The sequence below is a fragment of the Maricaulis virginensis genome (assembly GCF_027922185.1).
Lineage (GTDB): Bacteria > Pseudomonadota > Alphaproteobacteria > Caulobacterales > Maricaulaceae > Maricaulis > Maricaulis virginensis.
Window position 1 is genome coordinate 98,132 of the sequence record NZ_BSFE01000004.1, and the last position, 23,646, is coordinate 121,777.

Annotated in this window: 26 protein-coding genes and 1 tRNA gene; 14 read left to right on the forward strand and 13 right to left on the reverse strand. The window is 63.9% G+C overall.

Annotation, left to right across the window (positions count from 1 at the left end):
* Positions 1 to 13: 13 nt before the first annotated feature.
* Complete coding sequence (kynA, locus tag PKE71_RS08845) at positions 14 to 862, reverse strand: tryptophan 2,3-dioxygenase (RefSeq protein ID WP_271186602.1); 849 nt, start codon at positions 860 to 862, stop codon at positions 14 to 16.
* 154 nt (positions 863 to 1,016) lie between these two features.
* Here kynA and PKE71_RS08850 point away from each other — a divergent pair, with 154 nt between their 5' ends.
* Complete coding sequence (locus PKE71_RS08850) at positions 1,017 to 1,604, forward strand: HupE/UreJ family protein (protein ID WP_271186603.1); 588 nt, start codon at positions 1,017 to 1,019, stop codon at positions 1,602 to 1,604.
* 55 nt (positions 1,605 to 1,659) lie between these two features.
* Here the strand turns inward: PKE71_RS08850 and PKE71_RS08855 are convergent, their stop codons facing one another.
* The 4 genes from PKE71_RS08855 to PKE71_RS08870 form a co-directional block, all read right to left on the reverse strand.
* Positions 1,660 to 2,586, reverse strand: coding sequence for a hypothetical protein (locus PKE71_RS08855; protein ID WP_271186604.1), 927 nt, complete (start codon positions 2,584 to 2,586; stop codon positions 1,660 to 1,662).
* A gap of 165 nt (positions 2,587 to 2,751) precedes the next feature.
* Complete coding sequence (locus tag PKE71_RS08860; protein ID WP_271186605.1) at positions 2,752 to 4,647, reverse strand: M2 family metallopeptidase; 1,896 nt, start codon at positions 4,645 to 4,647, stop codon at positions 2,752 to 2,754.
* 72 nt (positions 4,648 to 4,719) lie between these two features.
* Positions 4,720 to 5,175 (reverse strand): YaiI/YqxD family protein, encoded by a 456-nt coding sequence (locus tag PKE71_RS08865; RefSeq protein WP_271186606.1) that lies wholly within the window; start codon positions 5,173 to 5,175, stop codon positions 4,720 to 4,722.
* Positions 5,172 to 6,305 carry a M14 family metallopeptidase gene (locus PKE71_RS08870; RefSeq protein WP_271186607.1) on the reverse strand — a complete coding sequence of 378 codons (1,134 nt, stop codon included), beginning with the start codon at positions 6,303 to 6,305 and terminating at the stop codon, positions 5,172 to 5,174. The genes PKE71_RS08865 and PKE71_RS08870 overlap by 4 nt, the downstream gene beginning before the upstream one ends.
* A 119-nt stretch (positions 6,306 to 6,424) precedes the next feature.
* Between PKE71_RS08870 and PKE71_RS08875 the strand changes: the two genes are divergently transcribed.
* Positions 6,425 to 6,907 (forward strand): hypothetical protein, encoded by a 483-nt coding sequence (locus PKE71_RS08875; protein ID WP_271186608.1) that lies wholly within the window; start codon positions 6,425 to 6,427, stop codon positions 6,905 to 6,907.
* Here PKE71_RS08875 and PKE71_RS08880 read toward each other — a convergent pair.
* Entirely contained in the window at positions 6,850 to 7,524 is a 675-nt protein-coding gene (locus PKE71_RS08880) for a protein-methionine-sulfoxide reductase heme-binding subunit MsrQ (protein ID WP_271186609.1), read from the reverse strand. The genes PKE71_RS08875 and PKE71_RS08880 overlap by 58 nt on opposite strands.
* Positions 7,525 to 7,527: 3 nt before the next feature.
* Entirely contained in the window at positions 7,528 to 8,541 is a 1,014-nt protein-coding gene (gene msrP / locus PKE71_RS08885; protein ID WP_271186610.1) for a protein-methionine-sulfoxide reductase catalytic subunit MsrP, read from the reverse strand.
* 178 nt (positions 8,542 to 8,719) lie between these two features.
* On the opposite strand from msrP, the gene PKE71_RS08890 reads away from it, so the two are divergent.
* From PKE71_RS08890 to PKE71_RS08905, 4 genes are read left to right on the forward strand one after another with little or no spacing between them, the layout of a single operon-like run.
* Positions 8,720 to 10,264: a bifunctional GNAT family N-acetyltransferase/carbon-nitrogen hydrolase family protein gene (locus PKE71_RS08890; RefSeq protein WP_271186611.1), complete on the forward strand. Its 1,545-nt coding sequence runs from the start codon at positions 8,720 to 8,722 to the stop codon at positions 10,262 to 10,264.
* Positions 10,252 to 10,734: a GNAT family N-acetyltransferase gene (locus tag PKE71_RS08895; RefSeq protein ID WP_271186612.1), complete on the forward strand. Its 483-nt coding sequence runs from the start codon at positions 10,252 to 10,254 to the stop codon at positions 10,732 to 10,734. The genes PKE71_RS08890 and PKE71_RS08895 overlap by 13 nt, the downstream gene beginning before the upstream one ends.
* Positions 10,731 to 12,221: a RimK family protein gene (locus PKE71_RS08900; protein ID WP_271186613.1), complete on the forward strand. Its 1,491-nt coding sequence runs from the start codon at positions 10,731 to 10,733 to the stop codon at positions 12,219 to 12,221. Before PKE71_RS08895 ends, PKE71_RS08900 begins: the two co-directional genes overlap by 4 nt.
* Positions 12,222 to 12,225: 4 nt before the next feature.
* Positions 12,226 to 12,606 carry a GFA family protein gene (locus PKE71_RS08905; RefSeq protein ID WP_271186614.1) on the forward strand — a complete coding sequence of 127 codons (381 nt, stop codon included), beginning with the start codon at positions 12,226 to 12,228 and terminating at the stop codon, positions 12,604 to 12,606.
* 6 nt (positions 12,607 to 12,612) lie between these two features.
* Here PKE71_RS08905 and PKE71_RS08910 read toward each other — a convergent pair whose 3' ends face one another.
* The 3 genes from PKE71_RS08910 to PKE71_RS08920 all read right to left on the reverse strand — a co-directional run bounded on the left by PKE71_RS08910 (position 12,613) and on the right by PKE71_RS08920 (position 14,163).
* The gene (locus tag PKE71_RS08910; RefSeq protein ID WP_271186615.1) at positions 12,613 to 12,741 is read right to left on the reverse strand and encodes an entericidin A/B family lipoprotein; all 129 of its coding nucleotides are present in this window, start codon (positions 12,739 to 12,741) and stop codon (positions 12,613 to 12,615) included.
* A 111-nt stretch (positions 12,742 to 12,852) separates the two neighbouring features.
* The gene (locus tag PKE71_RS08915) at positions 12,853 to 12,981 is read right to left on the reverse strand and encodes an entericidin A/B family lipoprotein (RefSeq protein ID WP_367277704.1); all 129 of its coding nucleotides are present in this window, start codon (positions 12,979 to 12,981) and stop codon (positions 12,853 to 12,855) included.
* A 75-nt stretch (positions 12,982 to 13,056) separates the two neighbouring features.
* Positions 13,057 to 14,163 carry a pentapeptide repeat-containing protein gene (locus tag PKE71_RS08920; protein WP_271186616.1) on the reverse strand — a complete coding sequence of 369 codons (1,107 nt, stop codon included), beginning with the start codon at positions 14,161 to 14,163 and terminating at the stop codon, positions 13,057 to 13,059.
* A gap of 241 nt (positions 14,164 to 14,404) precedes the next feature.
* Here PKE71_RS08920 and PKE71_RS08925 point away from each other — a divergent pair, with 241 nt between their 5' ends.
* Complete coding sequence (locus PKE71_RS08925) at positions 14,405 to 15,037, forward strand: helix-turn-helix domain-containing protein (RefSeq protein ID WP_271186617.1); 633 nt, start codon at positions 14,405 to 14,407, stop codon at positions 15,035 to 15,037.
* On the opposite strand, the gene PKE71_RS08930 is transcribed toward PKE71_RS08925, so the two are convergent.
* Positions 14,989 to 15,384 carry a VOC family protein gene (locus PKE71_RS08930; protein WP_271186618.1) on the reverse strand — a complete coding sequence of 132 codons (396 nt, stop codon included), beginning with the start codon at positions 15,382 to 15,384 and terminating at the stop codon, positions 14,989 to 14,991. The genes PKE71_RS08925 and PKE71_RS08930 overlap by 49 nt on opposite strands.
* 202 nt (positions 15,385 to 15,586) lie before the next feature.
* Positions 15,587 to 15,674 (reverse strand) — tRNA-Ser (locus tag PKE71_RS08935).
* A 169-nt stretch (positions 15,675 to 15,843) separates the two neighbouring features.
* Between PKE71_RS08935 and PKE71_RS08940 the strand changes: the two genes are divergently transcribed.
* From PKE71_RS08940 to PKE71_RS08965, 6 genes are all read left to right on the forward strand, one after another.
* On the forward strand, positions 15,844 to 16,749 hold the full coding sequence (locus PKE71_RS08940) for a septal ring lytic transglycosylase RlpA family protein (RefSeq protein WP_271186619.1): 906 nt from the start codon (positions 15,844 to 15,846) through the stop codon (positions 16,747 to 16,749).
* Positions 16,750 to 16,848: 99 nt separating this feature from the next.
* On the forward strand, positions 16,849 to 17,994 hold the full coding sequence (locus tag PKE71_RS08945; RefSeq protein WP_271186620.1) for a D-alanyl-D-alanine carboxypeptidase family protein: 1,146 nt from the start codon (positions 16,849 to 16,851) through the stop codon (positions 17,992 to 17,994).
* 5 nt (positions 17,995 to 17,999) lie between these two features.
* Positions 18,000 to 18,632, forward strand: a complete 633-nt coding sequence (gene tmk, locus PKE71_RS08950; RefSeq protein WP_271186621.1) for a dTMP kinase — start codon at positions 18,000 to 18,002, stop codon at positions 18,630 to 18,632.
* Positions 18,629 to 19,672: a DNA polymerase III subunit delta' gene (locus tag PKE71_RS08955; RefSeq protein ID WP_271186622.1), complete on the forward strand. Its 1,044-nt coding sequence runs from the start codon at positions 18,629 to 18,631 to the stop codon at positions 19,670 to 19,672. The genes tmk and PKE71_RS08955 overlap by 4 nt, the downstream gene beginning before the upstream one ends.
* A gap of 8 nt (positions 19,673 to 19,680) precedes the next feature.
* Positions 19,681 to 20,463 (forward strand): TatD family hydrolase, encoded by a 783-nt coding sequence (locus PKE71_RS08960; protein WP_271186623.1) that lies wholly within the window; start codon positions 19,681 to 19,683, stop codon positions 20,461 to 20,463.
* On the forward strand, positions 20,460 to 21,320 hold the full coding sequence (locus PKE71_RS08965) for an MBL fold metallo-hydrolase (protein ID WP_271186624.1): 861 nt from the start codon (positions 20,460 to 20,462) through the stop codon (positions 21,318 to 21,320). Before PKE71_RS08960 ends, PKE71_RS08965 begins: the two co-directional genes overlap by 4 nt.
* A 6-nt stretch (positions 21,321 to 21,326) precedes the next feature.
* On the opposite strand, the gene PKE71_RS08970 is transcribed toward PKE71_RS08965, so the two are convergent.
* The gene (locus tag PKE71_RS08970) at positions 21,327 to 21,776 is read right to left on the reverse strand and encodes a DUF411 domain-containing protein (RefSeq protein ID WP_271186625.1); all 450 of its coding nucleotides are present in this window, start codon (positions 21,774 to 21,776) and stop codon (positions 21,327 to 21,329) included.
* A gap of 794 nt (positions 21,777 to 22,570) precedes the next feature.
* Between PKE71_RS08970 and PKE71_RS08975 the strand changes: the two genes are divergently transcribed.
* Positions 22,571 to 23,035, forward strand: coding sequence for a hypothetical protein (locus tag PKE71_RS08975; RefSeq protein WP_271186626.1), 465 nt, complete (start codon positions 22,571 to 22,573; stop codon positions 23,033 to 23,035).
* The last annotated feature ends 611 nt before the right edge of the window (positions 23,036 to 23,646 follow it).

Consider the following 23,646-nt stretch of genomic DNA (forward strand, 5'->3'; position numbering starts at 1 on the left):
GCCTCGTGAAGCTTCAGAGCGTGGTGCGCACGGTCCAGATTTCCGGGAAGAAGCGCAGATCCAGCGCCTTGACGAGATAGGACACACCCGACGTACCGCCCGTGCCCTTGCGATAGCCGATAATGCGCTCGACCGTCTTCATGTGGTTGAATCGCCATTGCTGGAACTTGTGCTCCAGGTCCACCAGCTTCTCGCCCAGCTCATAGGCTTCCCAATGGGTCTCGCTATCGCGATAGATGGTGCGCCAGACATCCTCGACCGCTTCGGACGGCGCATAGGGCTGCGTCCAGTCGCGCTCGACCAGCTCGGCCGGAATGGCATAACCGCGGCGGGCCAGAAGGCGCAGGGTCTCGTCCCACAGGCTGGGCAGTTCCAGCGCGCGCGTCACCATCCTGTGGGCCGGCGGATTGTGCTTGTGCACGCGGGCGAGGGCGGCGTTCTTGTTTCCCAGCCGGTATTCCAGCGTGCGGTACTGGAAGGACTGGAAGCCCGAGCTCTGGCCCAGCGCATCGCGGAAGGCGAGATAGTCGGCCGGGGTCATGGTGGAAAGCACGTCCCAGGCATGGATCAGCTGTTCCTGGATGCGGCTGACGCGGGCAAACATCTTCAGCGCCGGGCCGACCTCGTCGCGCTGCAGATGGGCGATCCCGCCTTCGGTCTCGTGCAGCACCAGCTTCATCCACAGCTCGCCGACCTGGTGGATGACGATGAACAGCATCTCGTCATGCTCTTCGGTCAGGCATTTCTGCGAGGTGAGGAGCCGCTCCAGCCCCAGATAGCCGCCATAGGACATGGCGTCCTTGAAGTCCCAGTGGATGTCCTCACCGGACACGTCCACGCTGGACGAGAATTGCTCGCTCATTCTGCCTCTCCCGCGGATCGGTTCGGGCGGATCGGGCCGCCGTCTTGTTCGTGGTGCCCCGGTCTAGCCTGCTTCGCCGCCAACCGCGAGCCGCGCTTGAAGCGGGGTGCGGGTGTGGCTAGCGTCTGCGCGCATCATGCCGGGGGAGACAGCCATGCTTGCCGAAGTCAGCGAACAGACCGTGCGGGACGTAATCGGACTCTATCTGCAGCTGGGCTATACCCACATCCTGCCCAAGGGGCTGGACCATATCCTGTTCGTCCTGGCGCTGTTCTTCGCCTCGACCCGCCTGAAACCGCTGGTCTGGCAGGTCTCGGCCTTCACGGTGGCCCACACGCTGACCCTGGGCCTGGCAACGCTGGGCCTGGTGACGCTGCCGGGTGCGATCGTGGAGCCGATCATCGCGCTGTCGATCGCCTTCGTCGCGGTGGAAAATCTCGTTTTCAAGGACATGACCCGCTGGCGGCCGCTGATCGTCTTTGTCTTCGGCCTTTTCCACGGGCTGGGCTTTGCCGGCGTACTCTCCGAACTCGGTCTGCCGGCCGGACAGCTGGTGCCGGCCCTCTTGAGCTTCAATGTCGGTGTGGAACTCGGCCAGCTGACCATCGTGCTGGCCTGCTGGCTGGCGCTGCACCGTTTCCGGGACGCGACCTGGTATCCCTGGCTGGTGCGGATCGTGTCGGTGGGGATTGCGCTGATCGCGCTCTGGTGGACGCTGGAGCGGACGGTGCTGGCAGCGTAGGCCCAAAGAAAAGGGCGGCCGCCGGGCCGCCCTCGCAATCCTCTGGAAACGGGAGCTATTTTCCGCCCGGCGCGTAACCGAGCCGGATTTCGGAAATGCGCAAGGTCGTATCCGCCCGGCCGGAACTATAGGTCCCGACATAGATGTCGTAGACGCCCTGCGTGCCGGCCGTGAAACTGATACCGGCATCCGTGCCGATCGCGTCATCATTGCAGAACCACTGACCGTCCGGCGCATTGATCGCCAGGGTCGTGTCTGCATTGCCGTGCGTGTAGATGTGCAGCGAGCCCGAGCCGTTATAGGTCAGCTGGACAGTCGGCGCGTAGTCGACATAGCCGCGGCACTGGCCGGAGATTGCGTCGGCCGCCCGGATATTGCCGCCCGCCTGCACGAATACCTGTTCAGGATCGGGCAGGAAGCCGCCATTCAGGATGACATTGTGGCGCGCAGGCGCCGTGATATCGACGCCGCTGGCGCTTTGCATGTTGAGGCCGCCGCGCACGGTCGCTTCGCCCAGCTCCGAAATGAACAGCGTGGCCGGAACGCCCGATCCCGTCGAATAGGTGCCGACCCAGATGTCGTAGCGGCCCGATTGGGGCGTCTGCCAGTGGAGGAGGGGGTTGAAGGGTGCGTCCGCGCCGTCATCGTCGCAATACCAGCGCCCGTCCGGGCCGTTCACCACCAGTGTGGTGTCGGCTTCGGAATCGACATTGATGAAAAGGTCCTGCGAACCGGCCGTGTAGTAGAGCGAGAAGTCCGGCGCATTGGCGATATAGCCGCGGCAATTGGAAAACCGGTTCTGCGCCCGGATCGATCCGCCGGCGGTCAGGCGCCGCTCATACGGGTCCGGAAGAAAGCCGGCCGACAGGTTGATCGAACCGAAGGACGGCTGAAGCGAATAGTCCTGGGCTGATACCACCGGCGCAAGGACAAGCGCGGCGGCGGCTCCGGCGGCGGCCGGACGAAGGAAATCCTGGAACATGAGCAACCCCCTGTCTGCTGTTGTGACAGGGTAGTCCGCCTCGCCTGCACGCGGCAATTGCGGAATGGCCGGTTGTGACAATTTGCCGATCAGCGAAGCGATCCGCCGGAAACGAAAAAGGCGGCCCCGAAGGACCGCCTTTCCCGATTTCCAGTAAAGCGGAATCTACCAGCCGCAATTGCGGTCGGCGTTTTCCTCTTCCAGATAGGTCATCAGAGGCTGGAAGTAGGAGATGATGGCCGAGCCATCCATTTCCCGGGTGCCGGTGAAGGCTTCCAGCGCGTCCGGCCAGGGCCGGGACGCGCCCATCTCCATCATTGCATTGAAACGCGCGCCGACTTCCTCGTTTCCATAGATCGAGCAGCGGTGCAGCGGGCCTTCCCAGCCGGCCATCTCGCAGGCCGCTTCATGGAACTGGAACTGCATGATGAAGCTCAGGAAATACCGCAGGTACGGCACATTGTTCGCGATGTGGTATTTCGAGCCCGGATCGAAGGCGTCGCCCGGCCGGTCGACCGGCGGCACGATGCCCTGATAGCTCTCGCGCAGCGCCCACCACTGTTCGTTATACTCTTCCGGCGTGATTTCGCCGCGCAGGACCTGCCAGCGCCACTGATCCATCATCACCGCGAACGGCAGGAAGGCGATCTTGTCGAGGGCCGTATCCATCAGCAGCGACAGGTCGGCGCTTTCATCCGGCATGTCGGCCTCGTCGAGCAGACCGATCTGCACCAGGTATTCCGGGGTCACGGACAGCGCGATGAAATCGCCGATGGCTTCGTGGAAACCGTCATGGGCGCCGGTCTGGAACAGGACATCCTGTTCGTTATAGGCGCGCTGGTAGAAATTGTGGCCGAGTTCGTGGTGCACAGTGACGAAGTCGTCGCCATTGACGCGAGTGCACATCTTGATGCGCAGATCGTCTTCATAATCCATGTTCCAGGCCGAGGCATGGCAGGCCACCTGCCGGTCGCGCGGCTGGGTGATCAGCGAGCGTTCCCAGAAGGTATCGGGCAGCGGTTCCATGCCCAGCGAGGTGAAGAAGCTTTCCGCCGTTTCCACCATCTGGTGCTGGTCATAGCCGGCCTCGACGAGCAGGTCGTCGAGATTATAGGCCGGGCCGCTCTCGCTGACCGCGGCCACATCGCTGAGCGACGCCCAGGACTGGGCCCACATATTGCCCAGAAGGTCGGCCCGGATCGGGCCTTCGGCTGCCTGGATCTCGTCGCCATAGAGCTCGTTCAGATTGGCGCGGACATGGCAGTGCAGCTGCTGGTAAAGCGGCTCGACCTGGCCCCACAGCCGCTCGACTTCCGCTTCCATCTCGTCAGCCGGCATGTCGTAATTGGACAGCCACATCTGGGCGAGGTTGTCGAAACCGAGGTCGCGGGCACCCTGGTTGGCGATCTCGACCATCTCGGCATAGTCCGTCGACATCTGTGCGGGATCATAGGCGCGGCGCCAGCCATCCCAGACATGTGCCAGGAATTCCGGGTCGCGGCTGGTCCGCATGATGTTTTCCAGCTCGTTGTGATCGACCATCTCGCCGTCGATTTCCATCAGGCCGGACGAATAGGACGAGCCCATGCGCGTCGTCAGCTCGGACAGGCGCGCCGCTGCAGCGCTGTCGGCCGGCGCGGGCAGGGTGATTCCGGCGCGCAGGAAATTCATTTTCCGCGCCATGGTCTCGGGCAGGTCGAGATCGGCATAGCGGGCCGTCTCGCCGGCGGCCGCGACGGACATTTCCGTGGCCTGCGTCGACATGCGTTCGAGCAGCCAGTTGGTGTCGTAGGTGATGAAGTTGTTCTGGACCCAGGCCGTGCGCGAGGCGAATTCGCCGAACTCGCGCATCTCTGCCTCGGTCTCGGCCAGGAAGGCTTCGGCGTCGGCGACGGTCACATCGCCGGTCTCGGCGCCCCCGGCGCCGGAGGCCGAGCTGCCGGTCCCGCTGTCAGCCTGTTCGCTGGCGTCCGGCACGGAGCCGAAGCCCGGTCCGAAATAATAGACACCGGCGCCGGCCAGAATGGCGCCGATCGCGACGCCGCCCAGTAGTGCTCTCATTGGTCTCTCCCCTTTTGCCCGGAACGGGCGATCAACTTACCCGCGCCCATCCTCGCCTTATCGGCTTGCGGGTCAAGCGCCGCGCGCCGAGGCAGCCTGCCGCATGACGCGCTCCATACCGTCGAGAAAGGCGGACCTGTCCTTCGGTCCGAACGGACGGGCGCCGCTGGTCACGGTTCCCGCCTCGCGCAGATCGCTCATCAGGTTCCGCGTCGCCAGAGAGGCACCGATATTGTCCACGGTCCAGAGCTTGCCGCGCGGATCGATCCCGATGGCCCCCGCCTTGATGCAGCGGTCGGCGAGGGGGATGTCGGCCGTCACGAAGACATCGCCCGGACCGATCTGTTCGGCGATCCAGTTGTCGGCGGCGTCGAGGCCTTCATTGACGATCACCAGCCGCGCCCATTGGGAATTCGGCCGTCGCAGACCGCCATCGCACACGAAGAGCATTTCGGTGCGGTGGCGTTCACCGACCCGGATGATCTCGTCCTTTACCGGACAGGCATCGGCATCGACGTAGATGGTCACCGCAGACGATCCACCAGGGCCAGCATGGCATCGAGATTGGCGGCGCCCAGCTTGCGGCAGCGCTCCGGCGACCAGCCATGCTCGCTGTCCGGCAGATCGGCATTGTCCTTGAAGGGCATTTCCAGTGTCATCGCCAGGCAACGGAATTCGTTCGCCAGATAATTGGTACAGACGGACAGGTTTGCGGTCCCCGGGGCATCGACGGCATAGCCGTGCGCGGTCTGGAAGTCCGGGCTCGCCGTCTTCAGCGCCGCCTTGTAGGCGTCGAGCAATTCCTGGCCCTTCGCGTCGAAATTCGGCGCGCCTTCGCCGCCGGCGATGAAGTTGTAGGGCAGGGCTTCGTCGCCATGGACATCGAGGGCGAGGTCGATCCCGGTCTCGCGCATGCGGTTGAGCACGTGGAAGACCTCGGGCGAGTTCGCGGCGCTGGCCTTGTCCCATTCGCGATTGAGATTGACGCCCTTGGCATTGGTGCGCAGGTGCCCGCGTTTACTGCCATCCGGGTTCATATTCGGAACGATGTGGAAAACGGCCCGGTCTCGCAGGACACGGGCAACGGGGTCCTCATCGTCGAGCAGGCGGCCGAGAAAGCCTTCCATCCACCATTCCGCCATGGTCTCGCCGGGGTGCTGGCGCGCCGTGACCCAGATCGTGCGCTTGCCGCTGCCCGGCGTGCCGACGCGCAGGAGGTCCATCGCCTGACCGTCGAGCGTTTCGCCGAGGACTTCGAGATCGACATCGACATGGGTCTGCGCCCAGGCAATCAGGTTCTGGTGGCGCTCCATCGAATAGGGCGCGAAATAGGCATACCAGACCGTGTCGCATTCCGGCGTGTGGTGCAGCGTCAGGACACCGTCGGCATATTCGGTATCGATCCGGAACCAGGTCTCCCGGTCATAGGACGCGCAGGCGCGATAATCCGGCCAACCTTCCAGATAGGCGGCTCCACCGGCATTCTCGATCGCCATGGACAGCGCCGAGCCGCGCGCGCCGGTCACCCGGAAATGGAACCATTGATAGAAATCCGACCCGTTATCCTTGCGGATTTCCAGGCGGATACGTTGCGGATCGGCGGCATCGAGAACCTCGATATTGCCGCTGTCGAAAGCGTCGGTGATGTGAAGGCTCATGGGGTCGTCTCCGGCAGCTCGCGAAAGGGTGACTGGCTTGTGAGGGGGATAGCCCATAATGCCCGTTCGAGATACGGGGCGGCGGCATGTGCCGGTTCGCCAGGAGCCTGGAGGCCTGCATGAAAACCTGGATCTGGCGGATCGTCACGATCGGACTGCCGCTTTTCGTCTGCGCGATCTTTCTCGATTCGCTGCGCTACAAATTTACCGACGCCGCGGAGACGCAGGTGATATTCGGCCTGCTTGACGATTGGGCGGCCAGCTGGGGCGCGGCGGGCCTGTTCGGACATACCGGCCTGTTCAGCCAGTATGTCATCGGCTCGGCCGAGCTCGCCGCTTCGACGCTCCTGCTCACCGGTTTCCTGCCGGGACTGAAACGCCTGCAGGCGCTGGGCAGTCTTCTCGGTCTCGCCATCATGACCGGCGCGGTGAATTTCCACCTGTTCACGCCGCTGGGCATCGACCCGAACAATGATGGCGGCGGCCTCTTCGTGGCCGCCTGCCTGGTCTGGCTGTCCTGTCTTGCCTTGCTGGTGATCAACCGTCACGAGGCCGCAGGGCTGGGCCGCGATCTGTTGCGGGCACTGCGCACCAGCCGGTAGCCCAGCAGCAGGGCCAGAATGCCGCCATGGATCCAGGGCATCGGCTGATTGCCCTTTTCCATGAAACCATGGTGCAGCACGGCCAGGATCGCGACGGGATAGATCGCCCAGTGCAGTTGCTGCCAGCGCCGGGCGCCCAGCCACCGCACCATGGCGTTGAACGAGGTCACGGCCAGCGGGATGAGGCCAACAAAGGCTGCCATGCCCAGCGTGATGTAGATCCGCTTGGCGACATCCTCCCAGAGGCCGGCAAACATCCCCGCCACGCTCATATTCGCCGCGATCAGGAGATCGAGCCCCAGATAGGCGGCAACGTGCAGCAGGGCGTACCAGAATGCCGCCAGTCCGATCCGCCGGCGCACTTTCATGACGGGGAGCCAGCGCGTGATATCGCGGAACGGTGTCACCGCCAGCGAGATCAGGAGGACCCGCAGCGCCGTGTCGCCCAGGAAACGGTGGGTCGTCTCGATCGGGTTGAAGCCGAGGGCGTGCGGCTGACCGTTGAGCAGCATCGCCCATTGCCAGCCCAGCCAGAGCCCGGGCAGGGCCAGCAGCCAGAAGGTGAGGGGTTTCAGCCAGTGACGGCCGAAACTGCGCAGGACCGCACGCTTGGCCATGGTTCAGTGGTTCTCGATCAGGTCCATGCCGGCATAGAGATGCGCGACCTGTTCGGAATAGCCGTTGAACATCTCCGTCTCGCGCCGATTGAACAGATTGCCGCCGATCACGCGCTCCGTCTGCTGGCTCCAGCGCGGATGAGCGCGGTTCGGATTGACGTTGGAATAGAAGCCATACTCGTTCGGCGCGGCCTTGTTCCAGGCGGTTTCGGGCTGCTGGGAGACAAAGCTGATCCGGGTGATCGACTTGATCGACTTGTAGCCATACTTCCACGGCACGACGAGCCGGACCGGGGCGCCATTCTGGTTGGGCAACACATCGCCATAGAGACCGACGGCCAGAAAGGCGAGCTCGTTCATCGCCTCATCCATGCGCAGGCCTTCGACATAGGGCCAGTCCAGCACCGGGAAACGCGTGCCGCGCATCTCGCGACGGTCGAGATAGGTCTCGAAGGCGACATAGCGCGCGTCCGCGGTCGGTTCGAACTGCTGCAGCACGCCGGCCAGCGGCACGCCGATCCACGGGATCACCATCGACCAGGCCTCGACACAGCGCAGCCGGTAGATGCGCTCCTCCAGAGCAGAAAAATCGACCACGTCCTCGAGTGCGAAACGTCCCGTCCGCCCGGCATGCCCGTCGACCTCGATCGACCAGGGGTCGACCGACATCTCATGCGCGTGGCGGGCAGGGTCCGACTTGTCGACGCCGAATTCGTAGAAATTATTGTAGCCGGTGACGGCATCGATGGGGGTGAGCGGATCGGGAACGCTGTACCCGGTCCCGGCGTATTGCAGCCCGCCTGAAGGAGGTGCCGGCTGTCGGGCCGCGGCTGTGCTGGAAGCCGTGCTCTCAGCGCTCGTGGAGGCTTCGGTCTCCGAGCCGCCGCAACCGACCAGGCCGGTCACCGCAACGGCACCACCGGCCGCCATGATCTGCCGCCGGTTGATGTAGAGCGCGCGCGGCGTCACGTCCGCTTCGCGCCCCTGCCAGGGTTTGGGCTTGCGATAGAAAAACATGGGTTCGGTCCACAGCTAACGTTGTTGTCCCCGATAATAGGGCGCAAACGCGCCGCGTCTTCCCGGTCCACGCGATCGTGATGAGGATGTCAGGCCATCGTGCGGCCCGAATGCCGCGCGGCTTGACGCCGGCACCGGCTTGAGACCAGTTGATGCAGACAGCAGATCGATCGGTCCCATGCCCCGCCATACTTCCCGCTCCGCCCTCAATGTCCGCAATGCGACCTTGCAGGACATCCCCGGCATCGTCGCCCTGTCCGGCAAGGTCTATCCTGTGATGGGAGCCTATTCGGAAAGCGAGATCCAGGGCCAGCTCATCAATTTCCCCGAAGGACAAGTCGTCGTCGAGTATGAGGGCGAAGTCGTCGGCTACGCCGCCAGCTTCATCATCGACGAGGCCGCAGCGCTGTCGCCGCACACCTGGGATGCGATCACGGGCAATGGCTATGCCTCACGGCACAACCCGAAGGGCGACTGGCTCTACGGTATGGAAATCTGCGTCGACCCGGACCGCCGGCGTCTGCGTATCGGCCAGCGCCTCTATGACGCCCGGCGCGAACTGGCCGAACGAATGGAGCTGAAGGGCATCGTGTTCGGCGGCCGGATGCCGCACTGGAAGCGGCGCCGCAAACAGTATTCGACGCCGCGAGCCTATCTCGCGGCCGTGATGGCCCAGGAAGTCGCCGATCCGGTGATCCGCTTCCAGACCCGTATGGGGTTCGAGCCGATCGGTGTGCTCAAGGCCTACCTGCCGTCGGACCGGGAATCGGGCGGCTATGCCACTCACATGGTCTGGCGCAATCCCTATGCGATCGAGCAGACCAAGAGCGAAAGCGCACCGCCGGGATCGAAAGACGTCGTGCGTGTCGCGACCGTACAATTCCAGCAGCGGCGCGTGTCGAGCTTCGAGGAATTCATCGGCAATATCGAGTATTTCGTCTCGGTGACCTCGGATTATCGATCGGATTTCGTGGTCTTCCCCGAACTGTTCACCCTCCAGCTCCTCGCGCTGGAGGAGACGCGTCTGACGCATGCCCAGTCGATCGAACGGCTCACCGAGTACACGCCGCGCTTTGTCGAGGAAATGCGGCAGATGGCGATCAGCTACAACATCAACATCATCGGCGGCTCGCACCCGACGCGCACCGATGACGGGGATATCCAGAATGTCGCCTATGTCTTCCTGCGCGACGGCTCCGTACACGCCCAGGAGAAGATCCATCCCACGCCGTCCGAGCGTCACTGGTGGAATATCAAGGGCGGCGACCAGATCGGCACGATCCAGACCGATTGCGGCCCGGTGGGCATCCTGATCTGCTATGACAGCGAGTTCCCCGAGCTCGCCCGCAAACTGGCGGACGAGGGCGCGAAAATCTTCTTCGTGCCGTTCTGCACCGACAACCGGCAGGGCTATATGCGGGTGCGCTACTGCTCCCAGGCCCGGGCCATCGAAAACCAGTGCTATGTCGTGATGTCCGGCAATGTGGGAAATCTGCCGGGTGTGGAAAACATGGACATCCAGTACGCCAAGTCCTGCATCCTTACGCCGTGCGACTTCAACTTTGCCCGAGACGGGATTGCCGAGGAATGCTCGGAGAATGTCGAGACCGTCTCGATCGCCGATCTCGATCTGACCGATCTCGACTGGGCGCGCCAGGAGGGCACGGTCCGCAATCTGCGTGACCGGCGCTTCGACCTCTACGCCATTCGATGGAAGCGGTAGCCGTCCGCGAAGCCGGCCGGGACGATCTCCCGGCGATCGACGCGATCGAAGCAGCCAGCTTCGAGCGCGACCGCTTTCCGCGGCGCAATCTCGCCCGGATGCTGAAGGGCGGTCGGACCCGGTTTTTCCTGGCGGACGAGGGTGCCGGTTACCTCGCGCTGAGCCTGCGGCGCGGCGGCCGCACCGGGCGAATCTATTCCCTGGCCGTACACCCCGACGCCCGGGGGCGGGGGATTGCCGCGGCACTCATCGCTGCGGCCCGGAGCCTGGCGCGGGCCGAAAGACTGCGCGCGCTGCGGCTAGAGGTCCGGGAGAGCAATCTGGCTGCACGCCGGCTCTATGAACGCGAAGGATTTTGCTTGCGTGAGCGGCGTCCGGCCTATTACGAGGACGGCGAAGCGGCCCTGCAACTCGAAGCGCTCCTTGAACCTCTGGAGCCGGCACGGACCCGGGAGACACCTATCTCGTGAGCGACTGGCTCATTCTCGTCGAACACGCCACCGACGTGGCGCAGCACGAAACACCACACAAGGTTCTGCGTGTGCGGGACTATCTGGCGAACCCGCGGCTCTTCATGTCGCGCCGTCCCAACATCATCAATCTCGCCCGCTCCTATGCCTATCAGTCCAACGGCTATTATGCGTCGCTGCTGGCCGAGGCGCGCGGGCACCGGATCGTGCCGACCGCCCAGTCGATGGTCGAGCTGTCGCGCAAGACGCTCTACGCCCAGGCGCTTCCGGAACTCGATGCGGCGCTGGCGCGGGAAAGCGAGGGACGCGACATGCCGTTCGGGCCCTTGCTGGTCGCATTCGGCCGCGTGCGCGAACATGGCCTGAAGCGGTTCGGACGCCTGCTGTTCGACTGGTTCCGGGTTCCCGTGCTCGAGGTGAGCCTCAATCCGGGCGGGCGGATCGAGCGTATCCGTCCGGTCCCGCCCAACACGCTCAAAGGCGAGGCGCGGGACTTTTTCCTGGAGAGCCTGGACGCCCATACGGGAAGGGCCTGGACGGCCCAGAAAGACCGGGTGCCGGCACGCTGGTCGCTGGCTGTTCTTGCGGATCCCAAGGAAGCCCTGCCGCCTTCGAGCCCGGCGTCGCTGAAACGCCTCGCGGCGGTTGCCTCGAAGATGGGCGTCGAAGTCGCGCCCATCGGGCCCAATGACCTGTCCAGCCTCGCGGAATACGACGCGCTCTTTATCCGGGCGACGACGGCGATCGACAATTACACCTACCGCTTTGCACGGCGGGCGGAACAGGAAGGCATGCCGGTCATAGACGATACGGCCTCGATGATCCGTTGCACCAACAAGGTCTTCCTCAAGGAGCTGATGGAGCTGGGCGGGGTGCCGTGTCCGCGCACTGAAGTGCTGGACGAGAACCAGTCCCTGGACGGGCTGATCGAGCGGCTGGGCAGCCCGGTCGTGCTCAAGGCGCCGGATGGCTCCTTCAGCCGCTCGGTCCACAAGGTCTCCAGCGAAGCCGAACTGAAGGAACGCGCAAAGGCGCTGTTCAAGGACACGGCTCTGATCATCGCCCAGGAATACATGCCCACCGCCTATGACTGGCGCGTCGGCGTACTGGACGGAAAGCCGCTCTATGCCTGCAAGTACAAGATGGCGCGCGGCCACTGGCAGATCATCAAGCATGGCGAGGGCGGCAAGGTCACCGAGGGCGGGTCGGAAACCGTCGCCGTCGAAGACGCTCCGGCCGAGGTGATCGATGTCGCCGTGAAGGCGGCCCGCCTGATCGGGCAGGGGCTTTACGGCATCGATCTCAAGCAGAATGACCGCGGTGTCTTTGTCATCGAGGTCAATGACAACCCCAATCTTGACGGGGAGGTGGAGGGCCTGGTGCTCAAGGATGCGCTCTGGCAGTCCATCATTGCCTGGTTCGCAGACCGGCTGGAGCGCCGCATCGGCGGTGTGCCGGGGCAGGCCGGGCGTGACGCGGGAGCCTGATGCCGTGCCCTACGAAGGTCGCTGTCATTGCGGACACGTCGGCTGGACGCTGCACGTCGAGCCGCAATGGCTGACCCGCTGCAACTGCTCCTATTGCCGGCGAAGCGGCGCACTCTGGGCGCATGTGAGCGAGGCCGAAATCAGCCTGCATGGAAATCCTGCCGACAGGATCCGCTATACCCACGGCGAGGCTACGCTCGCCTTCGTGTCGTGCCGGCATTGCGGTTGCACGACGCACTGGGAGAATCTGTCTGCAAGGTCCGAGGGACAAAAGCCTGAAGAGACGCGTATGGCCGTCAACGCCGCCATGCTGGACCCTGACCAGATTTCACATCTGCGGGTCCGGCATTTTGACGGCGCTGACAGCTGGGATTTCCTGGATTAGCAGGATTTAGTCCGCAGCGTCCTGGACCGCTTCACCCGCATCCTCGACATCCTGCCCGGCACCGCGGACGGTGTTGCAGGCGGCCAGCGAGAGCGTGGTCAGGGCAAGAAGAAGGCCGATCACAAGGTTTTTCATCGCAACAATCTCCATTTGCAGAACATGTGCAGGAGATACGCATAAGTGCAGGAAAGGGTTCCACACCCCGTCCCGAAACCAAGTGAAAACCTGTCGGTATGCCGGCCGCGTCTAGCTTGAGGCGTCCTGGACGGCCTCGCCGGCGCGTTCAACATCCTGCCCGATCCCGCGGATCGTGTTGCAGGCAGCAAGCGAGAGGGCAGTCAGGGCGATCAGGACGCCGGTAGCGAGCTTTTTCACGGGACGATTTCCTCTTTGGAATACCCCGGGAGATTAGCATGCGCGGGCCGCTTGGGAAGCCGGATAAGCGCGGTTTCACGACGCGATGAAAATCCGGTCCAGCTGGCGCGCACGTGCATCAGTCTCGCAACGGAAAAACCAGGCAAGCTCCGGGGCGCTGCCCTCGAAACGCGGTGCAAAGCGGCGTCCGCCCGATCCTTCCAGGCTGCGAAGGTCGCAGCTGGAAAACCGCGCATGGGCGAGCTTGCAGTTTCGAAAGGACACGCCGCGAAGGTCAGCGCCGGTAAAGTCGGCATCGCGCAAGTCGGCGCCGTCAAAGACCGCTCCGATCAGCCGGGCGCCTGTGAACGGCACCCCGACAGCGCAACAGTTCCGGAGGGAGGCGCCAGCAAGGGCGACTCCGGAAAAGTCCCGACCGCAAACTCGAAGGTCTTCACCGTCGAAGCGGGGGACTTCTCCCTCGCGCCCCTGCGTCAAAGTCCACAGATTACCGGCCCGGATGCTGGCCTGCAGGCCAGGCCGGGCGTCGTGCGCTGCCGATGTCGGATCCTGCAAGGCGCCTGAAAGCGCGTCGGCGTCCAGCCGGGTATTCGCAAGGGCTACGCCGGTCATGATGGCGCCGTTGAAACGGGCGCCGAGAAGGTTGGCGCCGCTGAGATCGGCTTCCGACAGGATCGCGTCCGAGAAGTCAGCACCCTGAAGCCGCGCGCCGTTGAGACGCGCGCCTTTCAGCGAGCAGTGTGAAAAATCCACACTGGCGACCAGGCCGTCCGCTCCGTCATGCGTCTGGCGGTCAGCATGGACGACATGACGGACAAACCGCTCGTCCTCGTCAATGCGGGCCAGCTCCGCGCTCCGGAAATCGGCTTCGTCAAGCCGAGCGCCGTTCAGGCGTGTCCCCCGCAGGGAAACGCCCCGGAGGTCGGCGCGGGTCAGATCGCTGCCCCGGAAGTCGCATTGCTCAAGCCGTGAGCAGTAGAAGGACGCGAAGCGCAGGTCGCTTTCGGCAAAGCGGCCGCCCGACAGATCACAGCCAATGAACTGGATCCCCTCCAGTTTCCGGCGAAGCAGGCGCAGGTCACGAAGCGCATCGAAGCGGAAGACGGCGCGGCATCCGCCGGGCACGCCCTGCGCGAAATCCTCGTGCGCTGCGATCAGCTCCCCGTTGGAAGTATGCCCCATATCCCGTCATTCCCGTGTTTTGTGGCTGTCAGACATCCGCGGCCAAGCTTAAAACCGGGTCAAGTTCCGGCTGTTTCCTGCTGATATTACGGCATAATTTATTACGGAGAGCGTGGGGCCGGACGAAGACGAAGACAAGGCGGTCAAGCGCACCGACGCGGACACGCTGACTGTCTAGGCAGTCTGTGCAACGCTTGCTATTCACCGCGGGATGATGGCTTCGCGCGGATACGAAAAATGGGTGTTTACCGCGACGAGTGACAATGAAGCGCCCGTCTTTCCCGATGGCTGCCGCGACATCCTCGTGATCGAGACGCAGAGCGGTCCGCCGCGCATCATTCTGACCGATCATGACCTCGTGCCGCGCCAGGTTCGACTGACAGCGGGAACACACATCACGGGCTTCCGGCTTCGTCCCGGTTCGCAACTCGATCCCGCCGCTCTGGACGCCATCGCAAGACAGCCCGGCGATGCAGATGCCATACTCACCGAAACCCGGCGCGATCCTGACGATCTCGGCGATGCGATCATGGCGTTGACCCGGCCGGGTGCCAGCCTTCGATCCGTGGCCGCAGCGGCCGGCGTATCGCAACGCACCCTGCAGCGGCGGTTTCGCGAATTCGGTCTGCCTGCGCCGGACTATTGGCGCCTGCTCGCGCGGGCACGCCGCGCTGCGCAATGCCTGACGTCTGCATGTACGCTGGCCGACATTGCCGGTGAAAGCGGCTATGCCGACCAGGCCCACATGACGCGCGAATGCCTGCGCTGGTTCGGCGCGACACCGGCCAGCCTGCGCCGCGATCCGCGCCGTCTTGCGTTGATATCTCAGCCGGCGCTGGGCAACTGGACCGGAGAACAGATCTCCACCAGATAGCCGTCCGGATCGCTGACATAGGAGGTGGTCTGGCCCCAGTCCTCCTCCCGCGCATCCTGCTTCAGCGTGGCACCGGCCTTGACGGCGCGGGCGAGGGCAGCCGCCACATCCTCCGTCTCGAAGGCCAGTTCGAAGACCGGCGCATCGGCTTCCGGCTTTTTCGGCGACTTGCCCAGCTGCCGCATCAGGGCCGTCGAGGAAAAGGCCAGCCGCGTCTCGCCGGTTTTCAGCTCGCCATAATCTCCGCCCTCATGCAGGAAATTCCGCTCCAGTCCGAAAGCGGCTTCGTAGAAGGCCATCGAGGCGGCGACGTTATCGACATAGAGAATGGTGTAGCGAAAGATCATGCGAGGCTCCGGTGTGCAAAAGCGATCCGGGCGTCTAGCGCATGCCGGGCCGGTCCGTCTTGAAGGATCGCGACAGGGATGCCGGGCAGGTGCCGGCCGGGACAGAAGCATCGAGCCTGGTGGGGGAGCTGTACGGAACAACATCGAACCCGGAGGGTTCGCAAGCACGTCCGCGCAGCGGACTGCCGCGAGATCAAGACAATGGCGGAGGGGGAGGGATTCGAACCCCCGGAACCTCGCGGTTCAACGGTTTTCAAGACCGCCGCAATCGACCACTCTGCCACCCCTCCGGTCCCGTGCAGATAACGGCGATGCGTTCTGCAGTGCAAGTGCGGATGCAGAACGCATGGCAGCCGAGGCGCGCACCCAGGACAGTCGCGACATGAAACAGGGTTACCCTCCCTTCACCAATCCGGGATAATCTTGCCGCAACTTCGTCAGCGGAAATCCGGTTCAGACTTGTCCAGACTGTCTCTCGCTCTTGTTGGCCTCGCCGCTGCGTCGCTCGCAGCGTGTGCATCCTCGCCCGAACGCTATTCCAGCTATCCGGCCTCGGTACCTTCGACGCCACCGCAGACGAGCGGGACGGCGACGCCGGTCGATATCGATGTGGCGGGACTGATTGCGACAGACAGTGGTCACCAGAAGGTCGGCAACCCCTATCGCGTGGGCAGCCGGACCTATCGCCCGCAGCGGGACGATCGCTATGACCGGACCGGAATTGCGTCCTGGTACGGCCCGAATTTCCATGGAAGACCAACGGCTAACGGTGAGATTTTCGACCAGTACGCGATGACTGCCGCGCATACGACCCTGCCGATTCCCTCGATCGCGGAAGTCACCAATCTCGAGAACGGGCGCAGCATCATCGTTCGCGTCAATGATCGCGGTCCCTTCGTGGACGACCGGATTATCGATCTGTCCCGCGCTGCGGCAACCGAGCTGGATTATATCGGTTCGGGACTCGCCCGGGTCCGGGTCCGCTATCTCGGTCCGGCCCATCCCGATGCACCGCCACCTCAGCGCAATGTCCGGGTCGCCGGTGCGGCTGCTACAGCTCCCGCTATGCAACCATCCAGCCCGGCCACAGCACAGACCGTGGCTGCCGTCGACAACATCCCGGTCCGCGCCGGACGGGATGTGACGTTGCAGCTCGGCGCTTTCAGCGATGCGGACAATGCCGACCGGCTGGTCCGGCGCGTCGCCGGAGCGGGAGAGGTGTGGGTCGAGCCCGGCCAGTCCGACCATGGCCCGATATACCGGGTCTTCTTCGGGCGCTGGGCCGATCGCAGCGGTGCCGATGCGGCACGGGCCAGCCTGGCCGACTGGGGCGTGTTCGGCGCCCGGATCGTCGCCCTCGACTGAGCCTGCTGCGTCCGTGGCGCTGGACGCCATGGTCTTGCCGCGCTTTGATGCTTCCTGTTGCCAAGCCGCCCCATCTGATTCCGGCCAGGGAGTTCCTCCGTGCGCAGTCTTCTTGCGATTCTTCTTTTCGCCATTCCGGTTGCAGCCGCACCGGCCGCCGCCCAGAACACCTATGAGACCGATGCCAGCCATGCGGTGATCATGGATTTCGAGACAGGCACGGTCCTGTTCTCGAAAAATGGCGACGAGCCCATGCCGCCGGCCTCCATGTCCAAGATGATGACGGTGCTGATGACCCTGGAAGCCATCGAGTCGGGCTCGCTGTCGCTGGACGATGAACTGCCCGTCTCCGAAGAGGCCTGGCGCCGCGGCGGCGCCGCCTCCGGATCGTCGACCATGTTTCTGGACGTGAACAGCCGGGCCCGCGTCGAGGACCTGCTGCGCGGTGTCATCATCCAGTCCGGCAATGATGCCTGCATCGTTCTGGCCGAGGCGATCGGCGGCAGCGAGGCGGCCTTTGCCGACATGATGACCCAGCGTGCCCGCGAGCTGGGCCTGGAGAATGCGCACTTTGCCAATTCCACAGGCTGGCCCGACCCGGACCACATGGTCAGCGCGGAGGATCTTGCCCGCATCGCGCAGATCCTGATCCGCGATCACCCGGACTTCTATGGCATCTGGGCCGAGCGGGAATTCACCTATAACGGCATCCGCCAGTATAATCGCAACCCGCTGCTCGGTGTGTTCTCCGGTGCCGACGGACTGAAGACCGGCCATACGGAAGACAGCGGCTACGGCCTTGTCGGATCTGCCGAACGCGATGGCGAACGCCGCATCATCGTCTTCAATGGCATGGACTCGAATGCGGCCCGCGCCGCCGAGGCCGAGCGCATGATGCGTGCGGCGCTGACCGATTACGGCGTCTACGATCTTTTCGCGGCCGGTGACACGGTCGAGCATGAAGCCGAGGTCTTCATGGGCACGGCGTCCACCGTCGCCCTGCGTGTCGACGAAGACATTGCCGTCGGCCTGCATCGCCGGGCCCGCCGCGACATGACGGTTTCGGTGAACTATGACGGCCCTGTTTCCGCGCCGATCGCGGAAGGCGATGTTATCGCCACGCTGACCGTCGAAGCGCCCGGGATGGAGCCGCAGGATTTCCCGCTGGTCGCAGCGAATGACGTTCCCCGCAAGGGGCTGATGGGCCGTATCGGGGCTGCGCTTGTCCACATGATCCGGGGCTGATCGGCGTGCGGGGCAAGTTCATCACACTTGAAGGCGGCGAGGGCGCCGGCAAGACGACACTGATCAAGGCCGTGCAGGCCGCTCTTGCGGCAAAAGGCCTGGATGTGGTCGTCACCCGGGAGCCCGGCGGTACGCCGGGCGCGGAAGTCCTGCGCGACATCCTGCTCAAGGGCGCGACGGATCGCTGGTCCCCGGTCACCGAAGCGCTCTTGATGTATGCCGCCCGTGTCGATCATGTCGAACGGCTGATCGAACCTGCACTGGCCCGTGGCGCCTGGGTGATTTCCGATCGCTTTGCCGATTCCACCATGGCCTACCAGGGCACGGCCGGCGGCGTTCCGCTCGACCGTATCCGCCAGCTGCATGCGGCCGCGCTGGGCGATTTCCGGCCGGACCTGACCCTGGTGCTCGACCTCGACCCGCGGACCGGGCTGGAGCGGACGGTCGCGCGCGGCGAGGATGCGACACGCTTCGAGCGCTTTGATGCGGATTTCCATGCTCGCCTGCGCCAGGCCTTCCTGGACATTGCGGCGGCCGAGCCTGACCGCTGTGTCGTTCTGGATGCCGGGTCGGATGCGGGTGCCGTCGCCGCGGCGGCCCTTCAGGCCATCGAGACGCGGCTCGGCGCCCCGGCATGAGTACGGATCCGGATACCGGGTCCGACGTCCAGCCGGGCTGCCTGCCGCCTCGCGAGCGCTATGACCTGTTCGGCCACGAGGCCGCAGAACAGGCTTTCGCGAAGGCCTGGCAGAGCGGGCGCCTGCATCACGCGTGGATGATCACCGGACCGCGTGGCGTCGGCAAGGCCAGCTTCGCCTGGCGCGCCGCACGCCGGGTTCTTGGCGCGGCACCGATGGAGGAGGGCGGACCGCTCGGCTCAAGCCCGCAGGACCCTGTCTGCAAGCTGCTGGAGGCCCAGGCCAATCCGGACCTCCTGCTGTTGCGGCGTCCCTGGGACGACAAGCGCAAGCGCTGGCGCGCGGAGATCACCGTGGAAGAAGCGCGACGGGCGCCGCATTTTTTCGAGATGAGCTCGGGCGCCAAGGGCGGCTGGCGTGTCTGTATCGTCGACAGTGCGGACGAGATGAATACGAACGCTGCCAATGCCTTGCTGAAAACTCTTGAGGAGCCGCCCAAACGCGGTGTCCTGTTTCTGGTGACCCATACGCCGGGCCGCCTGCCGGCCACGATCCGTTCACGCTGCCGCCGGCTCGACCTGCGCGCTCCATCCGTCGAGGCGACAGCCGAGTGGCTTGCCGGGATCAGCGATGCCGGCGCCGGCGATGCGCTGGCTGCGTCCAGGTTGGCCGCGGGCGCACCGGGGCGGGCGCTGTCCCTGCATGTCTCGGGCGGGGTCGGCCTGGCCCGCGATGTCGAGGCCATCGTGGAGAAGGGGCGTTCGGCCAGCGAGCCCGAAATGCGCCGCCTGGCCGACCGGGTTTCCACCAAGGCCGGCGAGGATCTGCGCGACCTGTTCTACGAGGCGCTGGCCGGTGCCCTGCGCAATCAGGCACGACGCCGGGCCGCCAATGGCGAGGATGTGACGGCCTGGCTTACGGCCTGGCGGGAGCTTGGTTCGCTTGTCCGGGATGCCGAGGCGCTTTATCTCGACCCGAAGCAAAGTGCGCTTGCAGCCCTCTCGCTCGCCCGGGATGCCGCGCGCAAGGAAACCGTCTGAGACCCGCCATGTTCATCGACACACACGTCAATCTTCACGGCGAGCAGTTTGCCGACGATCTCGACGCCGTCATCGAACGGGCCCGCGCGGCGGGCGTCGAGCGCATGATCGCGATCTGCTGCCGTCTGAGCGATTTCGATGCCGTCTCCGCCATCGCCGAGGCGCATGACGACATCTACTGCACGATCGGCGCGCATCCGCACCACGCCAAGGACCGGCCGGATATCACCGCCGGCGAGCTGGTCGAGATCGCCCGCCACCCCAAGGTCGTCGGCATCGGCGAGACCGGGCTGGATTTCCACTACGGCTATTCCCCGCGCGAGGACCAGTTCGCCAGCCTGAAGGCGCATATAGAAGCGGCGCGCCAGACGGATCTGCCGCTCGTCCTGCACACCCGTGAAGCGGATGAGGCGATGGCGGATCTTCTGGAAGAGGAAATGGGGAAGGGGGCCTTCCGGCCCTTGCTGCACTGCTATACCGGCGGTGCCGACCTGGCCCGCCGGGCCGCCCGTCTGGGCGCCTGGTTTTCGGCGTCCGGCATTGTCACATTCAAGAAGGCCGAAGATGTGCGGGCCGTGTTCCGCGACGAGGTGCCGGACGACCGGGTGATCCTGGAGACCGACTGCCCCTATCTCGCGCCCGTACCGCACCGCGGCAAGCGCTGCGAACCGGCCTTCCTGCCCGACGTTGCGGCCGGACTTGCCGCGGTGAAGGGCTGGACGATCGAGGAGTGCGCGACCCGGACCACGCAAGCCGCGCTCAACCTGTTCGACCGGATCGCGAAACCGTGACGGGCCTGGTCCGGATAACCCTGCTGGGCACAGGATCCTCGGGCGGTGTGCCGCGTGCGAATGGCGATTGGGGCGACTGCAATCCCAATAATCCGCGCAATCGCCGCCGCCGCTGCTCGGCCCTGGTGGAGCGTGCAGAAACGCGTACCGATCTGGATGGCGGGGAAGCGGTGACACGCGTCGTTATCGATACCTCGCCGGATTTCCGGGAGCAGATGCTGTCAGCCCGGGTGACGCGGATCGACGGTGTGGTCCTGACCCATGACCATGCCGACCAGACCCACGGCATCGACGATCTGCGGGCCTTTGCATACCTGCAACGTCAGCGCATCCCTGTGTGGATGGACAGCCCCACAGCAGCAACATTGGTGTCGCGTTTCGGCTACACATTCGACACACCGCCGGGCTCCAGCTATCCGGCCATTCTCGACCGCCGCGACATGCCGGATTTCGGTGTGCCGGTGACGATTGACGGGCCGGGCGGTGAGGTTTCGCTCATTCCGGTCGATCAGGAGCACGGATCGATCCGTTCGCTCGGCTTCCGCATCGGCGATATCGCCTATTCGCCGGATATCAACGCCCTGCCGGAGGCGAGCGTGCCGCTGCTGCACGGTGTGGGCTGCTGGATTGTCGATGCCCTGCGCCGCGAACCGCATCCGACACATTATACCGTCGACGACGCCCTGAAAGCGCTGGAGCGGGTGGGGGCCCGGTTCGGCGTGCTGACCAATATGCACATCACGCTGGATTACGACGTCCTGGTCGACACGCTGCCCGAGCATGTCTGGCCCGGCTATGACGGGATGCGGCTGATCTGGGATGGCGAGAGCGTGCGGTTCGACGACCTTCCGGAGTAGGGCACCTCAGCCCTCATGGCTGGCAAAAACCGACATGTTATCGCCGGAAAAGGCATAGACATCATACGGTTCGCTGTAGCCCGGGATTTCCATCCCCGGCGATCCGGCCGGCATGCCGGGCACGGCGATACCGGCAATCTGCGGCCGGGTGTCCAGCATCCGCAGGATATCCTCGGCCGGGACATGTCCCTCGATCGTATAGTCGCCGATCCGGGCCGTGTGACAGGACCACAAGGCCTGCGGCACGCCGAACTCGGTCTTGACCGGCACCACATCCGGCATGTTGCGGACCGCAACCCGGAAACCGGCTGCCTCGACATGCTCGATCCATGCACCACAGCAGCCGCAGGTCGGTGATTTGTAGACCACCATGACGGGGTGATCCTCTGAACTGGCCCGGCCGGCAAAAGCCAGGCTGGCGAGGCCGGACAGGACGAGGGCGCGGCGGTCGATCATGAAGAGGCTCCGGGTTTTTCGCGTTTCATCGCACTATCTAGCAGACAAGGACTGACAGGACGATGCGGCGATCCGCGCGTTCCAGTTTGGCGGTGCCGGTTCGGCGGGCAGACGATCTGGCTTTCACCGTCACGCTCGGCCAGCTGGATCTCCGTGCCTCCAATCGAAGCGACGCCCTGAAGGCCTGTCAGGGCACTGAGGCGGACAAGAGCGGGAAACGGACATGAGGGAACCTCTCGAGACGCGATACACGGAGCGCTTCGTTACAAGTGTAACACCGATTTCCAGCATGTTTTCGTGACATCACTGCTGAATGCGACATCGGTGATATTCAAGAAGTCGAGAACCCGACTGAGCGCCCTGAACTCCGGCCACGGGCCGATAGAGCCCATCGAGAAAAGAAAGGCCGATGGCGCCCTCAGCAAAGCCCGCCGGCGCCGGGGGCAGTAGCTCGTGTCGGACGCGCTCAAGAAGGTGCAAGAGCGAGCCATGCATCGCCAGACCGATCCGCGGTATGAAGCCCGAGGCCTTCGCGAGATCAATTGTAATTCTACAAAAAACGGATCATATATAGTATTCATAAAAATGTATGATGGAGTGAAAAATGTTACCTCCTGAATCGCTGAGAAAAACCAAGAAAAATATTACAAAATATTTTGAATACGCAGAAAAATACGGAATATAGTGTTGTCCTGTAGATTGTTTTCATTATCGCGAATTTCGATACACGAGCCTGTCGGATGCTATTGCGCAAGCCAGGCGCGATGAGGAAAGCCGTGAACGGGAGGCTTGTCATGCCAACCGCACGATCTAGCCCGCCGGAAATTACCGAACTGGAGCGCCGTGTTCTGGCGCACGCGCGAATTCTTCAGTCACTCATCGCCTACATGTCCAGAACCGAGCCGCGCTTTCTGGATCATCTGCGGGATCGGTTTGTCGAACCCATGAAGATGGCCCGGCACGAGCACAATTACAGGGAGGTGGATGATTTCGCAGAGGAATTCATCCGCGCGATCATGTTGATCGGGGAGACCGGCAAACCCGCCCGTTCAGCCGAGCATGTCCTCCCGCTCGCAAGTGCGCCGACTGCAACTCGCGCGCAATCCTGCGGCCCCGCCAAGCTGCCGGCCGACAGGATACAGCTCAAGGAGACGGGCGGAATCTGGCGCGTCACGGTTGATGGCGCGTTCTGGGGCGATTTTCACAGGGAGGAGCAGGCGCTCGCCGGCATCGCGCTGGCCAAGCTTTCTCTTCGCTGACCTCCGGCCACAGCGACGACCTACCGTCGACGCACTGCGGACCGGGAAGCCAAGTACCGTTCATGGGCTGATCCGGAAACCGGGGCTTCATGACCGATCGAATCCAGCCAGAAAGGCCTTGTGACGTCGCCGATCGGATCACGAAGCCGTTCGCGCGATTTCAGAAGATTATAAGGCGGCGGCGTGCGGCTCGCTGTTGGCGAACGCGCTCGGGATGTCCGGAGCGGAACTCAGGTGTGTCAAACGCCCGATGGTTTTCCCGGACTCATTGGCCATGCTCGCGTCTTTTGAGCATCGTCGATTGTCTTCACACACCATGCCGCTACCCATCCAATATTTATCATAATATTTATTATGCGCTAAATTGATGCTTTAGGAACTGGTTCGGGACCGGCAGCCCCCGCAAGCCAACGTGGCGATTTTCCACTTTTTGTTCCGTGACTTACGGCGATAGGTTTTTGTGAAACTTCAGGTCGCTCCCAAGTTCATGCGGTATGGCATGTGTCACGGGTTCGAGCTTTAAGTGCGGAAAGTGATGCTGAGCGCCGCGTTGTTGTCATCGAGCTTGCCTTGTGGAAAGGCGGCATGCCGGTATTACGATTCTTCCGCAT

Bases quoted from the DNA above. Each gene is read 5' to 3' on its own strand.
- PKE71_RS08895 (WP_271186612.1), top strand. From the start codon at position 10,252: ATGGAAGCGGTAGCCGTCCGCGAAGCCGGCCGGGACGATCTCCCGGCG.
- PKE71_RS08860 (WP_271186605.1), bottom strand. From the start codon at position 4,647: ATGAGAGCACTACTGGGCGGCGTCGCGATCGGCGCCATTCTGGCCGGC.
- PKE71_RS08875 (WP_271186608.1), top strand. From the start codon at position 6,425: ATGAAAACCTGGATCTGGCGGATCGTCACGATCGGACTGCCGCTTTTC.
- kynA (WP_271186602.1), bottom strand. From the start codon at position 862: ATGAGCGAGCAATTCTCGTCCAGCGTGGACGTGTCCGGTGAGGACATC.
- PKE71_RS08910 (WP_271186615.1), bottom strand. From the start codon at position 12,741: ATGAAAAACCTTGTGATCGGCCTTCTTCTTGCCCTGACCACGCTCTCG.
- msrP (WP_271186610.1), bottom strand. From the start codon at position 8,541: ATGTTTTTCTATCGCAAGCCCAAACCCTGGCAGGGGCGCGAAGCGGAC.
- PKE71_RS08970 (WP_271186625.1), bottom strand. From the start codon at position 21,776: ATGATCGACCGCCGCGCCCTCGTCCTGTCCGGCCTCGCCAGCCTGGCT.
- PKE71_RS08960 (WP_271186623.1), top strand. From the start codon at position 19,681: ATGTTCATCGACACACACGTCAATCTTCACGGCGAGCAGTTTGCCGAC.
- PKE71_RS08890 (WP_271186611.1), top strand. From the start codon at position 8,720: ATGCCCCGCCATACTTCCCGCTCCGCCCTCAATGTCCGCAATGCGACC.
- PKE71_RS08930 (WP_271186618.1), bottom strand. From the start codon at position 15,384: ATGATCTTTCGCTACACCATTCTCTATGTCGATAACGTCGCCGCCTCG.
- PKE71_RS08870 (WP_271186607.1), bottom strand. From the start codon at position 6,305: ATGAGCCTTCACATCACCGACGCTTTCGACAGCGGCAATATCGAGGTT.
- PKE71_RS08975 (WP_271186626.1), top strand. From the start codon at position 22,571: ATGCCAACCGCACGATCTAGCCCGCCGGAAATTACCGAACTGGAGCGC.
- PKE71_RS08955 (WP_271186622.1), top strand. From the start codon at position 18,629: ATGAGTACGGATCCGGATACCGGGTCCGACGTCCAGCCGGGCTGCCTG.
- PKE71_RS08880 (WP_271186609.1), bottom strand. From the start codon at position 7,524: ATGGCCAAGCGTGCGGTCCTGCGCAGTTTCGGCCGTCACTGGCTGAAA.
- PKE71_RS08855 (WP_271186604.1), bottom strand. From the start codon at position 2,586: ATGTTCCAGGATTTCCTTCGTCCGGCCGCCGCCGGAGCCGCCGCCGCG.
- PKE71_RS08920 (WP_271186616.1), bottom strand. From the start codon at position 14,163: ATGGGGCATACTTCCAACGGGGAGCTGATCGCAGCGCACGAGGATTTC.
- PKE71_RS08850 (WP_271186603.1), top strand. From the start codon at position 1,017: ATGCTTGCCGAAGTCAGCGAACAGACCGTGCGGGACGTAATCGGACTC.